This window comes from Pontibacter sp. LHS2 (assembly GCF_058932845.1).
In genome coordinates, this window is the sequence record NZ_JBZYWG010000003.1 from 453432 (window position 1) to 467774 (window position 14343).

The 14343-nt window shown below is 54.4% G+C and carries 13 protein-coding genes; 4 read left to right on the forward strand and 9 right to left on the reverse strand.

All coding sequences use genetic code 11. The annotated features are described in order from the left end of the window. The first annotated feature begins 47 nt into the window (after nt 1–47). From AC5FX6_RS15215 to AC5FX6_RS15225, 3 genes are read left to right on the forward strand one after another with little or no spacing between them, the layout of a single operon-like run. Entirely contained in the window at nt 48–443 is a 396-nt protein-coding gene (locus AC5FX6_RS15215; RefSeq protein ID WP_116541353.1) for a plasmid mobilization protein, read from the forward strand. Further along, on the forward strand, nt 433–1365 hold the full coding sequence (locus AC5FX6_RS15220) for a relaxase/mobilization nuclease domain-containing protein (protein WP_230391942.1): 933 nt from the start codon (nt 433–435) through the stop codon (nt 1363–1365). Before AC5FX6_RS15215 ends, AC5FX6_RS15220 begins: the two co-directional genes overlap by 11 nt. Next, complete coding sequence (locus AC5FX6_RS15225; protein ID WP_116541355.1) at nt 1362–1847, forward strand: hypothetical protein; 486 nt, start codon at nt 1362–1364, stop codon at nt 1845–1847. Before AC5FX6_RS15220 ends, AC5FX6_RS15225 begins: the two co-directional genes overlap by 4 nt. Before the next feature lie 190 nt (nt 1848–2037). Here the strand turns inward: AC5FX6_RS15225 and AC5FX6_RS15230 are convergent, their stop codons facing one another. The 9 genes from AC5FX6_RS15230 to AC5FX6_RS15270 form a co-directional block, all read right to left on the reverse strand. After that, nucleotides 2038–4050 (reverse strand): heavy metal translocating P-type ATPase, encoded by a 2013-nt coding sequence (locus AC5FX6_RS15230; RefSeq protein WP_116541356.1) that lies wholly within the window; start codon nt 4048–4050, stop codon nt 2038–2040. Between the two features lie 11 nt (nt 4051–4061). Then, on the reverse strand, nt 4062–4433 hold the full coding sequence (locus tag AC5FX6_RS15235; protein WP_116541357.1) for a DUF3703 domain-containing protein: 372 nt from the start codon (nt 4431–4433) through the stop codon (nt 4062–4064). 29 nt (nt 4434–4462) lie between these two features. Further along, entirely contained in the window at nt 4463–4909 is a 447-nt protein-coding gene (locus AC5FX6_RS15240; RefSeq protein WP_116541358.1) for a Fur family transcriptional regulator, read from the reverse strand. 10 nt (nt 4910–4919) lie between these two features. Further along, on the reverse strand, nt 4920–6104 hold the full coding sequence (locus AC5FX6_RS15245) for an efflux RND transporter periplasmic adaptor subunit (RefSeq protein WP_116541359.1): 1185 nt from the start codon (nt 6102–6104) through the stop codon (nt 4920–4922). Between the two features lie 25 nt (nt 6105–6129). After that, on the reverse strand, nt 6130–10518 hold the full coding sequence (locus AC5FX6_RS15250) for a CusA/CzcA family heavy metal efflux RND transporter (protein WP_188501724.1): 4389 nt from the start codon (nt 10516–10518) through the stop codon (nt 6130–6132). Between the two features lie 107 nt (nt 10519–10625). Further along, nucleotides 10626–10943 (reverse strand): DUF6660 family protein, encoded by a 318-nt coding sequence (locus tag AC5FX6_RS15255; protein ID WP_366915782.1) that lies wholly within the window; start codon nt 10941–10943, stop codon nt 10626–10628. A 171-nt stretch (nt 10944–11114) separates the two neighbouring features. Beyond that, entirely contained in the window at nt 11115–11324 is a 210-nt protein-coding gene (locus tag AC5FX6_RS15260; protein WP_229733918.1) for a GDCCVxC domain-containing (seleno)protein, read from the reverse strand. Nucleotides 11325–11326: 2 nt separating this feature from the next. After that, complete coding sequence (gene merTP, locus AC5FX6_RS15265; RefSeq protein ID WP_188501723.1) at nt 11327–11932, reverse strand: mercuric transport protein MerTP; 606 nt, start codon at nt 11930–11932, stop codon at nt 11327–11329. A 5-nt stretch (nt 11933–11937) separates the two neighbouring features. After that, nucleotides 11938–12315 (reverse strand): ArsR/SmtB family transcription factor, encoded by a 378-nt coding sequence (locus AC5FX6_RS15270; protein WP_188501722.1) that lies wholly within the window; start codon nt 12313–12315, stop codon nt 11938–11940. Nucleotides 12316–12390: 75 nt separating this feature from the next. Here AC5FX6_RS15270 and AC5FX6_RS15275 point away from each other — a divergent pair, with 75 nt between their 5' ends. After that, nucleotides 12391–14340 (forward strand): DUF6035 family protein, encoded by a 1950-nt coding sequence (locus AC5FX6_RS15275; RefSeq protein WP_493597888.1) that lies wholly within the window; start codon nt 12391–12393, stop codon nt 14338–14340. The last annotated feature ends 3 nt before the right edge of the window (nt 14341–14343 follow it).

Below are 14343 nucleotides of genomic sequence, written 5' to 3' on the forward strand. Positions count from 1 at the left end.
GGTGGTCGCAGCAGGGGATTCTTCTTACAACGTGAAGCAACAAGAGCATGGAAAAAGAGACAGCACAGCGGCAGCAGAGCCACGAGGGAAAGAAGGGCGGCCGCCCGCTCAAGCGGGTGAAGCGCAGCCATACCCTGGTGGTGCGGGTGACCGACACGGAGCGGCTCCTGATCTCAGGTAAGGCGCGGGAGGCGGGCCTGAGCGTCTCGGCCTGGTTTCGGGCGGCGGCCAAGAAGGCAATAGTCGTGGCGCGCCTCCGGCCCGAGGAGGCGGCCTCGCTGCGCATGCTCTCGGGTATGGCCAACAACCTCAACCAGCTGGTCCGGCTGGCCCACCGCCAGGGGCTGCTGACCCTGCAGGGCAGGTGCCGCCAGCTCCTTAATGACATTCATAACAAACTTCAGCAAATAGGCAGAGATGATCGGAAAGGTGATGACCGGTAAGAGCTTCTCGGGCTGCGTGCGCTACGTGGTCCAGAAAGCAGGAGCGGAGGTGCTGGACTGGGAGGGCGTCCGCACGGACACTGTCGCCTCGATGGCGGCCGACTTCAACCTGCAGCGCAAGCTCAACCCCGGGCTGGAGAAGGCCGTGGGGCACATCGCCCTGAACTGGAGCGTGCATGACAGGTCAAAACTGAGTCCTCAGGTGATGGCAGAGCGGGCAAAAGAGTACATGGCCCAGATGCAGATCCAGAACACGCAGTACCTCATTGTCCTGCACCGGGACCGGGAGCACCCCCACCTGCACATCGTCTACAACCGGGTCAACTATGAAGGGAAAACGATTTCGGACAGGTTCCAGCACCGGCGCAACGCCAGGGTGTGCCGGGAAATCACCCAAAGGCACGGCTACTACCTGGCCCCGGACAAGGGGCAGGTGAACCGCCAGCGATTGAAAGGGGCCGACAAGGCCAAATACGAGCTGCATGACGCGGTCCGACAGGCGCTGCCAAAGGCCAGGACCTGGCAGGAGCTGGAACACTTGCTCCTGGGCAAGGGCATCTTGATCGACTATAAATACAAGAGGGGAACGGAACAGGTGCAGGGAATCAGCTTCCGTATGGGGGAGCTCAGTTTCAAGGGTTCCAGCATCGACAGAAGCCTGAGCTACCGGGCCATCAACAAACAGCTGGAACAGCACAGTAGACTGGCGCAGCTGACGCCACAGGTCTCCGGGCAACACAGCGCACTTGGTCATACAGGGGCATCCTTCCCTGGCATTACCACGGGCAGGGATGCGGCACCCCATCCTGCTACTACCCCGATTGAGGGCCTGCTGGCTCCCACCACCGGGCAGGCAGCGGACACGAATGACTATTCCTTCAGGAAAAGGAAACGCAAAAAGAAAAAGAGAATCCGCTTATGAAAACAGAAGAACTGGAGGAGCGCCTCCTGGACGTGGAGCGCGTGCTGGCCCTGCAGGACAAGCGGCTGGAGAAGCTCGAGGAAGGGACTGCGCCGCATCCCCCGCAGGATGCCCAGGCACCTGACTGCAGCAGCCAGTTTGAGGAGCTGAAGGCGCTCCTCAAGCGGCATGACCTGAGCGTGCAGGCCCTGCAGATCTATGCCCTGATCGCTTCACTTCAGGAAAAGATCACCAAGCTGCCCAAGTTGTTGCCTGTGCGGCATTACCACCATTTCGAGGACAGGTCCAGGGGCTTTTTGATCGGGGGCATGGTGTGTTTGTTGACAACTGCCATCTTCGTAGGGCTGTGCTTCAGCCTGTACCAGGAGAACGGCAGACTGCAGGAGAATAACATGAAGTACAGGATAATCCGGCAGGCTTACCCCGATGCGGCGCACTGGGCAGATTCAACTTATTTGCATGATCCGAATTTACAGTTATGAGCTTGCGCAAAGGCAATAGCCAAGGGTGCCGTTTTGCCGAAGGGGTGTTTGCCGATCCTCCAATTTATTCAGAGACAGTTTCGATCTGAAGAAGATCGAAACTGTCTTTTGCTTCCATTTTGCTGCGCTAAAGGTAATACTCAATTTCCTTTGACACATTTATTTTACAGCCTCAAGCGGGATCCCCGGTTCAGTCAAAATGCATCCGCTGAATGCGCACGGCATTCAGAATAGCTAGCAACGCCACCCCCACATCGGCAAAGACCGCCTCCCACATGGTCGCCAACCCTCCGGCACCGAGAATCAGCACGATGGCTTTGACCCCGAAAGCCAGCGCGATGTTCTGCCACACAATCTGCTTGGTCTTCTCGCCGATGTTGATGGCGGTGGCGATTTTGGAGGGGTGGTCTGTCTGAATCACCACGTCCGCCGTCTCTATGGCCGCGTCTGAACCCAGGCCACCCATGGCCATGCCCACGTCGGCCAGCGTAATCACGGGCGCATCGTTGATACCGTCGCCCACGAATGCAACGGTCCTGCCCTCAGCCTTCAGTTTCTCCACATGGGTCACCTTGTCCTGCGGGAGCAGTCCACCGTAGGCCGCGTCCAACTTCAGTTCAGCTGCCACTTTCTGAACGATGGAGTCTTTGTCGCCGGAGAGCATCACCAGCTGTTTCACCCCCAGCTCCCGCATTTTCCTTACGGCAAGCGGAGCATCCTCCTTCGTCTTGTCAGCGATGGTGATGTAGCCTGCGTAGGTTCCGTCCACGGCCACTATGACAATCGTTTCCACGATTTCCTTGAGGCTAGAGTCATACTGCACATTGTACTTATCCAGCAGCCTGGCATTACCAACCAGTAGAAGCCTGCCGTCGACACTCCCTTTTAGCCCGTGGCCTGAGATTTCCTCCACCTCACTGACCACGTGCTGCTGGTGCGCCTGCCCCGCCTCCGAGACGATGGCCTGTGCGATAGGATGTGTGGACTTGCTCTCCAGCGCAGCCACAGCCGACAGGAACCACTCATTGTCAGGTAGCACCGTCTCCACGCGCTGCACCTGGAACACACCCTCGGTCAACGTGCCCGTCTTATCCATCACCACCGTGTCTACCTGTGTCATCAGGTCCAGGAAATTAGCCCCCTTGAACAGGAGCCCGTTGCGCGAGGCAGCCCCGATGCCGCCGAAGTAGCCGAGCGGGATGGAGATAACCAGGGCGCAGGGACAGGAGATTACCAGAAAAATCAGCGCCCGGTAGAGCCACTGGTTGAAGTCATAGCTCTCTACAAAGAAGTAGGGAATAAAGACAAGGCCAATGGCGAGGAAGAAGACAATCGGCGTATATACTTTGGCAAACTTCGTGATGAACTGCTGCGTCTTGGCCTTGCGGCTGCCTGCTTCCTCTACCAGCTGGAGTATTTTGGAAAGGGCGCTGTTCTCATACGCAGAGGTTACCCTCAGTTCAATGACGCGGTCCAGGTTAATCATGCCTGCCAGTACCGTCTCTCCCTTCTTTTTCGTGTCAGGTTTTGACTCGCCTGTCAGTGCTGCTGTATTGAAGGAGGACTTCTCGGTGAGCAGCTCTCCGTCCAGCGCCACTTTCTCACCCGCCTTCACCTGCACCACATCGCCCATCCGCACCTCTTTCGCCCTCACGGTGACGATGCCGCTCTCGGTTACCAGCCCCACTTCGTCGGGCCTGTTGTCGATGAGCGCCTTGATGGAACGGCGGGAGCGCAGCACGGCCGCCTCCTGAAAATGCTCCCCAACCACATAGAACAGCATCACGGCAACGCCCTCGGCATACTCCCCGATGTAGAAGGCCCCCAGCGTGGCCATGCTCATCAGGAAGAACTCGTTGAAGAAACTGCTCCTAAGGCTCCTAACCGCATGCCATACCACGCGCCAGCCAACCAACACGTAGGCTATGCCATAGGTTATAAGCCGCACATACCCGGAGAACCAGGATGTGTCGAGATTATCCAGCAGAATGCCTCCCAGCAGCAGCACAAGGCTGATGGCCGTAGGAACGTAGGAGGACTTTGCCTCCTCTTCAGCGTGCTCGTGCTCCATAGCACCAGCTTGCCTGGCCTTACCGTCCGCACCGATATTTGGACCGGGAGCCTCCGCAGTTCTAGGCGAGGTAATCTCCAGTGGTTTGAAATCCTCTTCTATGTTTTTGGGTGTAGTCTTGCTCTTATTCATTCTCTTATGTCTTAATGGTTTTCAGCAGGTGCTATGATTCGCTTTAAGTCATCCGGGATTGGCATTGGCCGGAGCGGCGGAACATTGGACCCGCCTGTGTTGCCCACTGGTATCTTTCCGGCCCAGGACTTAACCCCACCTACCAACAGGCGGGGAAGCTGTCCAATCACCTCTTTCGTATTCTTCGTTTTGAACCCGAATCTGAGCATCTTCCAGTGTACGGCCGTATGCTCCAGCGGGTATGGCTGCCCCAGGATATGCGCTCTCTCTAAATGCCTCCAGGCAGCGAGACGGTTGCCCTCTCTCCAGCAGGTATGGTAAGCGGTCAGTTCCTGTTGGTAAAAGGGCCTGAGCTTGGCGGGCATGTTCCAGTTGAGTTTCATATTGTGCTCCTTTGTTCATTTATGTAAAGCTACGCCTCATCCCCCTGCAATCGCATTGCATTTTTGGCGGCGCAACTGCCGCAGAGGCCCTTCACCACCAGGCTAGCCTCCTCCATGGTAAAGTTGTCAGGCAGCGGAATCTTCGGGATGCGGGACATCGGGAGGCAAAACGTTTCCTGGCATTTGCTGCAGGAAAAATGAACATGCAGGTCCTCAGGTGCACATGCACAGCCTTCTTCGCAAAGCGCATACTTCGTAGAACCTGTTCCGTCCTCTATACTATGTACAATCCCCTTATCCTCAAAAGTTTTAAGAGTACGATACAAGGTAATCCGGTCCGAGCGAAGGAAATGGGCCTCCAGGTCATTCAGGCTCACTGCCGAAGACTGGCCTTGCAGGAAGTCAAGCACCAACAGACGCATGGCCGTCGGGCGGACGCCCTTCTCTTGCAGGATACGTTCTAAGTTTTGCAGCATAGGGAATTGTTTAATGATGGCCTTCTTCTTCCGCATTTCGCATCTTGGAAAGCAAAGAGTAAGCACCTTTGGTTACAAAATTGGCGGCAGCGGTATCAATCCCGGCAGGAAGCGCCACCTGCACGTAGCCTCCTTCCTCGGTCCCTCGCTCCACGGGCACCATGCGGAAACGCTTCAGCACCGTCTCGCCCTCTTTTTCATCGCCTGTGTAAAGGAAGATATAGTTGTTGCCATTCTCATGCACCACAGCCGCCTGGGGCAGAGCCAGTACTTCCTGGCCGTTCAGTGCCACCCGCGCCTGCACGTACATGCCCGGCACGAGGTCTTTGTCTTCCTCCTCCATGTGGGCGTGCACCTGCACCGTCCGCTCCGGGCTTATCTCTTTTCCAATCAGGTAGACGGTGGCCTCGTGCCTTGCCTCCGTCTCATTGGGCAGGGAGTACAATACCTTTTGCCCCTTTTTCAGTGTCGGCACGTCCTTCTCAAACACCGTCAGCTCCACGTGCAGGTGGTCGGTATCAGCGATGCGGAACAGTACGTCCGTCGGGTTCACAAACTGCCCAACGCTGGCGTTGATGTAAGTCACGAAGCCCTCAATCGGGGCATGGATGGGGAGGATGCGGCTGATGTTGCCTTCCCGCAAAGAAGCGGGGTTGACGCCAATGATGCGCAGCCGCTCCCCCAGCCCCTCGACCTGTGCCCTTACAGACTTGTACTCGGAAGCAGTCCGCTGATACGTCTTGGCAGAGGTGACCTGCTCAGCGGACAGCTCTTTCTGCCTTTCATACTCCAGCTCCAAAAACCCAAGGCGGCTTCTGGCATCCAGGTAATCCTGCTGCAGTGTCACAAACTCTGGGTTCTCAATCTTTGCAATCAACTGCCCTCTCTTTACACGCATACCTTCCAACAACACCGTGCTCTTCACATAGCCGCCCAGGGGAGCGCTCACAGCGGCCATGTTCTGGGGCGGCAGGTCCAGCTTGCCTGTCAGCGTCAGGGTATTGCTCAGGTTGCGCATCTCAGGCTTGCCCAAGGCTATGCCCGCCACCTGGTACTGCTGCTCGGTCAGCTCTGCCTCGTTGGGGTTCTCTTCGCCATGCTCCTCCGTAGCCACTTTCGTCGGTTCAGACTCACTGCCGCAGGATAAAAAGAGCAATGCACCTGTTAGGTAAAATATATGGATAATCCTTTTCATATGGGATAGATTCTGCTTTTGTTGGTTACTGTTGGTTTTCTGTCATGTAGTGGAGTTCTATGACAGCCCTGTCATAGGCGTAGAGTGTTTCCAGATAGTTCGCCTGGATGCTCAATGCCCTGCTTAGGCTCAGGATATAGTCCTGGTAGTTGATTTCCCCTACCCGGTAGGCTTTGGTGGCGTGGTCTATGATGAGCCGCGCCTGCGGCAGTGCCGTGCGTTCATAGTAATCCAGGCTGCCCTGCAGCTTGAGCGCCTGCTGAAGCGCGGCCGCTGCATCAGCCCGCAGCTCGTTGCGAGTACCCTCTAGGTCCTTCTGAGCTACGTCCGCCTGTAACTTAGCCGCCTCCATACGGCTCCTCTGTGGCTTTGCCCACAGTGGGATGGCCACGCCGAAAGACACCTCCTGCGGCGGCTCGAACTCCGCTATCCCCCTTTTCCCATGGCCCCCGGCAATGGTTCGGTTCGTGTAGCCTAACTGCAGGTCCGGCAGTAGCCTGGCCCGCTCAAGCCTGGTCTCCGCCTGCCGCACCTCGACCTGCTGCCGGGCCAGGAGGAGCCTCGGATTCTGTTCCAGCATTTCCTCGGTTATGCTTGGCAGAGGCAAGCGGTTGAGTGTTGTGTCTGCGGTGGCTATCAGCGTGTCGGTTGCCAGCAATGCCTGCAGGCGCTGCTGAAAGACCTCTCTGTCAGCCTCTGCCTGAAAGCCGCTGTTGCGCACCTCAGACAGCTGCGTCTCGGCCGTCACCTGCTCCAGCAGGTTGGTTTCCCCGGTCCGGAGCCTCACCTGGGCGGCCCTGAGGAAAGCCGTGTACAGACTATCCTGATAGGTGAGCAAGCTGAGGCGGGAGCGTGCGTAGACTATTCCGTAGTAGTTGAGCCTCACCTCGCGGACGATTTCCCGCTGCCGCTGCGTCAGTCCGATGCTGCTTGCCTGGGTGAGTTCCCCGGCAAGCTTTGCCTGTCTGGCATAAAGAGTCGGAAAGGCAAACGTCTGCAACACAGAAACCTCCGTGTCATACTCTCCAGACTGTAGCTTACCGGTGGAGTACTGCAGCTGCGTCTTATTGATGTCCCAGGCCGCCCCTTCAAGCGACTGGCTCCTTTTTATGCCAATCCTGGCGGCCTCTACAGAAGGGTTCTGGCTGATTGCCTTGGCAACGGCCTTTTCCAGCGTGTACACTTCTACCGGATGCTGCTGCGCCTGTGCCTGCTGCGCCATGCCCATAAGCAGGGCAACCGAGGCAACAATGGTTACTATAGTGGTTGCCGGTAATCCGGTGCCGCGCGCGTTGCGCTTCTTTCTGTTGGAGACATACCCTTCGATAAGTATGTAGAGCACGGGCAGCACCACCAGCGTCAGCATCGTGGAGGTGATTAGTCCGCCTATCACCACGGTAGCCAGTGGTTTCTGCACCTCCGCCCCGGCTGTGTTGGAGAGCGCCATCGGCAGAAAGCCCAGAGAGGCCACAGAAGCCGTCATCAGCACGGGCCGAAGACGTACGGAGGTGCCGTTGAGCACCACCTCTCGCAGGCTTTGTACGCCTTCTTCCCTACGCTGCCTGTTGAACTCGGCAATGAGTACAATGCCGTTGAGCACCGCAACACCGAACAGGGCGATGAAGCCTACACCGGCCGATATGCTAAAGGGCATACCCCGCAACCACAGGGCCAGTACGCCCCCGATGGCCGACAGCGGAATGGCCGTGAAGATGAGCAACGAGTGGCGCACGGAGCCGAAGGTGAAGTACAGCAGCAGGAATATCAGCGCCAATGCGGCCGGAACAGCCACAGAGAGACGCCGGTTTGCCTCCTGGAGATTCTCAAACTGCCCCCCGTAGGTCACAAAGTAACCGGTGGGTAGAGTTACCTGCCGGTCTATCTTCTGCTGCACTTCCTCCACCACGCTGGCGATGTCCCGCCCACGCACGTTGAAACCCACGATGATGCGGCGCTTGGCATCCTCGCGCTGTATCTGGTTCGGCCCCTGCCGGTACTGCACATCGGCCACCTGCTCCAGTGGCACCTGCAGCCCGCCCGGTGTGGTGACGTAGAGTCGGCGCACATCGGCGATATCCTGTCTGTCATCCTGTTTGAGCCGGACGACCAGGTCAAAGCGGCGGTCCCCTTCGTACACCATCCCGGCACTCTGCCCGGCGAAGGCAGCGTTAATAACCTGGTTGACCGCCTCGACGTCAAGACCGAACTTGGCTATCTGACTCCGGTTGATGTCCACCACAATCTGTCGCAGTCCGGAAACTTGCTCCAGGTACAGGTCCTCAGCCCCTTCCACGGTAGAAACCACCCGGCCGACCTCTTGGGAGAGCCTGGTCAGTTCCTGCAAATCCTCCCCGAAGATTTTGATGCCCACATCCTGGCGCACTCCTGAAATCAGTTCGTTGGAGCGCAGCTGGATAGGCTGAGAGACGCCGAACGTAACGCCGGGAATGTCCTCCAGTGCCTCCGTCATCTGGCTGGCCAGTTCCTCTCGGGTGCTGGCGCTGGTCCACTCGTCCTTGTCCTTGAGGATGATGGTGACGTCAGCGGATTCCATGGGCATCGGGTCTGTCGGAATCTCAGCGGCGCCGATTTTGCTGATTACCTCCTTCACTTCCGGGAATCGCTCCTTTAGAATCCGGGAGGCCAGCGACACCTTTTCAATCGTTTCGGAAAGTGAACTGCCGGTCAATAGCCTTGTCTCCAAGGCGAAGTCGCCCTCCTCCAGGGTAGGAATGAACTCACTGCCCATGCGGTTAAAGAGCACCAGGCTCAGGGCAAACAAGGCGAACGCAGCAATAAGCACCAGTGCCTTGAACCTAAGGGCACCCCTAATTACAGGGTTGTACATGCGCTGGAAAAAGTCGATCATCCTGTCTGAAATGTTGCGCTTGTGGGTGGTGTTCTTGCTCAGCAGCAGCGCCGACATCATGGGCACGTAGGTGAGCGAGAGGAGGAAGGCACCAAATATGGCAAAGGAGACGGTGAGCGCCATGGGGCGGAACATCTTCCCCTCAATGCCCACCAGCACCAGAATCGGCAGGTATACAATCAGGATAATGATTTCACCGAAGGCAGCGGCGGTGCGGATTTTCCGGGCGGATTCATACACCTCCTCGTCCATCTGTGCCTGCGTCAGCCTTCCCTCTTTGCGCAGGCCCAGGTGGTGCATGGTCGCCTCCACGATGATAACGGCCCCGTCCACGATGAGGCCAAAGTCGATGGCCCCGAGGCTCATCAGGTTACCCGACACACCGAAAAGGTTCATCATGATGATGGCAAACAACATGGCCAGCGGAATGACAGAGGCCACTACTAAGCCCGCCCGCAGATTGCCCAGGAAGAGCACCAGCACGAAAATCACAACCAGAGCGCCCTCAATCAGGTTCCGCTTCACGGTGCCCATGGCCCGGCCAATCAACTCGCTCCGGTCCAGAAAGGCCTCTACCGCGACGCCTTCCGGAAGGGACTTTGCAATCTGCTCCATGCGCTCTTTCACGCGCCCCACCACCTGGTTGGTGTTCTCCCCCTTGAGGAGCATCACAATGCCCCCCACCGCCTCTCCGTTGGCATCTGTCAGGGCACCGTAGCGGTTGGCGCTGCCGAACTGTACCTGTGCAATATCAGCGATAAGCAAGGGGGTGCCATTGGTGGTATTGCTGACCACGACCTTCTTAACCTCGTCCAGACTCTCAATGAGCCCCTCGCTGCGTACAAAGTAGGCATTTGGCTTTTTGTCAATGTAGGCTCCTCCGGTGTTACCGTTGTTGCGTTCCAGCGCCTCCAGCACATCGCTGATGCTCAGGTTGTGGGCCTTCAGCCTGCCGGGGTCAACAGCAACCTCGTACTGTTTCAGGAAGCCACCGAAGCTGTTGACTTCGGCCACACCGGGTGTGCCGAGCAGCTGCCGCCGCACAATCCAATCCTGAATGGTGCGCAGGTCCATGGCTGAGTACTGCTCCTCATACCCTGGCTTGGCGTGTACCACATATTGGTATATCTCCCCAAGGCCGGTGGAGATAGGGGACATCTCCGGGCTACCTAACCCCGGTGGAATCTTACCTGTGGCCTCCACGAGCCGCTCACTGACCTGCTGCCGCGCCCAGTAAATGTCCACGTTCTCTTTAAAGACAATGGTCACCACAGAGAGGCCGAAGCGGGAGATGGAACGCACTTCCTCAATATCTGCGATGGTAGACATGGTCTGCTCCACCGGGAAGCTGATGAGCCGCTCCACTTCCTGCGCGGCAAGCGAGGGGCTGGTGGTAATGACCTGTACCTGATTGTTCGTGATGTCAGGCACGGCATCGATGGGCAGCTGCGTGGCGGAATAGCCGCCCCAGATAACAAGCGCCAGGGTGAAAATGCCAATGATGAGCTTGTTATGGATAGAAAAATGAATGATTTTATCTAACACCTTAAAATTCTTTATTCCCAAAAACCACATACAAAAGTATGCGCACGCATTTTGAGGCCGCACAGGGGTGCGGCAACGCGTGTTTAATTACCTAAAACAGAGATAGGTTAAGCTTTGGGCGGGTGCCAGAAAGCGAAAGAGGGGGAAACGGCACCACCAGGAAGGTAGGTGTTCAGAGTAGAACCTGACGGATTATGAGGTGGCTCCTGTGTTTGCGGAAAACTGATAGTTAGAGAAATGCCCCCGCAGCAGTTGCACTCGCAGAGGGGGGAGCAGAGATCATTCTCCTGCCCCGCGTCAGCATGGCCGTAATCAGCCTGCACTACTGTTGTGTCATCCTGGGCAAAGGCCGTCCCGCTGTCCGCGCACGGCAGGCACGCCAGCAGAAAGATAACCATTCCCCATATGACAGACAGGTACTTCATTTGTGCAAAGGTATAAAAACTATTTTACGGGTAGATACTTGCCTGCGTTGTTTACGATTTCTTACAGGTTTGCACGGATACCACTTAACTACAGAAATACACCGTGGTGGATTTTCAGCTTGCCTTTTTATATTACGCTGCTACTGCTTAGCATTTACTGTTTTCTTTGCTTTAACAGCAGCTTCTGCTTTGCTGAATAGGCGGGCAAGGGACTGTGCCGTAGGAGCAGTACACGCAACAGTCCCCTGGCCTCGGTTTCAGAAGCCTCTTGCACTTTTCACACGCATAAAAGTACTGGCAGGCATCTGTGGGCATCTGCTCTTCCTTTCGATGCCCGCACTCCGGACAGGTAATAACTGAGCTTAGACTAGTCTCTCCCATGCTTACTTCTTCTTAGCTACCTCCACTGTATAGCCCGTCTTTTTAGCCGCCTGTAGGATATCCAAGGGCTTCACCCTTGTGCTGTCGTAGGAGATGGTGGTGCTTCCAGCCTTGTAGGAAGTACTCACATGAAAGACTCCCGGCACCTCGCCTATCACCTGGCTCACAAGCGCCTCACAGCCCGCGCAGGTCATTCCCTCCACTTTCAGTTCTATTGTCTGCTTATTGTCGCCTTCGGCACTATTAGCTATCGGAATTGTTTTCCCATAGAAAACACCTGCATAATTTGGAAAGGTAAGCAGAAGCAACGCAAGGCAACTAACCAATAGCAACACCCTGTTCGACTTCCAGAATGAGAACTTATCATTTTGCTCACAGTCGCAGCTAGAGGCTGACCTGCCCGGTTTCAGACGTTGATACCACGCCAAGCCCAGGACTGCGATGGTAATGCCTATCAGATACGGCCTGAGTGGTTCAACCCAGTCAAAAGAAGAAGCAACCCCTGTGGCACCTACCATTACGGCCAGCAGCGGTGTGATGCAGCAAAGAGAGGCCGTAAATGCAGCCACTATGCTGCTACCCGCAAGCTTAGATGAAGTATTTCTCATATCACTTAGTTTGTTTTTATTTCTATTTCCCTACTGATAAGCTCCAACAGGGGCTTTATTACTTCCTGGTGCTCCTGCTTTAGGGAATAGAACACGGTCTGCCCTACCTTCTTACTTTGGATGATGTTAGCATCCTTAAGCTTGCGCAGGTGCTGCGAGACAGCGGGCATGGTCATTTGCAGCACGTCGCTTAGATCACAGACGCACAGCGATTCCTCCTGCTCCAACAGGTATAGAAGCTTAAGCCTTGTCTCACTCCCTGCCAGGCTAAAGACCTGGCTCAGGGTCTGTATCATACCGGCTGCAGTCTCCAGCCGATCAGAGCATAGTTGCAGTCTTTCTTTATTGGTGTAAACCCGAATACATAACTTCTCTTCTTCCATAGCAATTTCTGTCAAGCAAATTTAATAAATGATAAGTATTTAAGCAAGTACTTAAATACTTGCAAATGTTACTCAATGGTACAACCGCAGATGGTAACAGTATTGCCACTATTTTCAGCACTAGAGGATTTAACACAACTTCATAAATTTTATGTTATATTCCCTCATCAACTGAGGCTTATGAAACAAGTAGGAAAACTGACCATTGAAGATGTCCTGAATTATGAAACAGGAGAGCAAGTGAACGCTTACACGTTTTTCAAAAAGCCTTTAGATGAAATCACAGAGTACCGCTCAGAGTTACAGAAAGCCATTCAAGGTTACCGGGAACCGATGTTTGTCTGCTATTACTGCAAGCAGCTGATCAGGATCAGAGGCGGCAATTTCAATAGCGGAAAACGCAAAAAGGATAGCTTTCACTTCGCCCACCTGAAAGACAGCGCAGCCTGCCATATAAAAACCAACAATGCATACACACGGGAGGAGGTTGACCGCATCAAATACAATGGTGCTAAGGAGAGCGCGCTGCACATTCACCTCAAGGAACAGATCGCTGCCTACCTGAACAAAAATAGACTCTCTAATAAGGGGGTATCCTCTGTTGAGATAGAAAAGGTTGTTAAAAGTAAGCTCATTGAAAAGGAGTGGCGTAAGCCTGACATCAATGCCTCTTTCAGGGACAAGCGTGTGGCTATTGAGTTGCAGCTTTCCACCACCTGGCTGAGTGTGATTACCGGCAGGCAGCATTTCTATCAGGAAGAGGGCAGCTATATTCTCTGGGTGTTTCATAAGTTCAGCCTCGATGATGATATCAGAAAGCTAACCTATAATGATGTAATCTTTACCAACCATCATAATGCATATGTTTTCGACGAGGAATGCAGCTGGAAATCAGATCTTGAGAACGATCTGGTGCTGAAGTGCTACTACAAGAAGTATTACCGGCAGGAGCTTGAGATAAAGGATACCTGGGAAATGGCCTATGTTACCCTTTCTGATTTAACCTTTGATGTCGATCGCTATAAAGTATACTTCCACGATGCGAAGAAGCAAAAGAGGGAGGTGGAGCAGGCCGTTGCACAGGAAAGAAACAGAAGAGATCTCCTTGAAAGGGAGCACAAGATTGAAGCCGAAAAACGCCGGGCTGCAGAGGCCAGGATCCTGGAGCAAAGAAAGGCTGAAGAGAAAAGAAAATTAGCGGCTTTTACCGAGTTAAAAGAAAACCTGTCAGAATTAACCCATAAGCTCTATGGGCTACAACAGGACAAAGATAGTGCGGAGAGGAAAGGACAACGTTTACAGGAAAGCATAGAGAACAGGATGCAGATCCTAGAGGATCTTGTGGCTTTTGCCGATAAAGCCTATGACTTCATAGCTGGTAAAAGCCGCACAAATCCTTTCCACGGGAACTTTGAATACGGCCATTATGAAATGGTGCACACACTGCGTGCAGAGTTTCTGGAGGATAGCAAAGAGTTAGAGGCAAGCTTTGCGCGGGCAGGCATTGAGAAAAGTTACTGGCTCAAGAAGCAAGCTGACCTTCCTGCACTGGAATTGACAACAATTGCTGGAGTAAATTACCATATTCTCCCTGGTGCAGATGAATACTTTCAGCTGATAAGGCCCCATTATGCTAAAGTCAGGCACATTCCAAAATCAGCTGTAGGAACTCTTTTCGAGGGCGCTGAGCTTCGGCTTGTGCTTTCTGAAACAAACCTGCTGGAAGTCTTTACCAGGAGTAGCTTATATCTCTTGGTAGAGCAAAATCAGGATGTACTGACCTATACTGATCAGGTAGAAGCTAGCCAAAAGAGCATTTTGCTGGTCAATCACAAAATCCTGAACCTTAAAGCTCAGTTACAAGAGAGAGCAAGGCAAATACTTGAAGCGGAGATAGCTAATTTTGAACTTGAAAAATCAGAGAATAGAAGGATTAGCGAAGGGTCAGACGTTGAGATAGCCATTTTACAGGCGGAGGTGACACGGCTAAAAAGTGCTATGGATGACTTCAGAGAGACCTTTTAATTT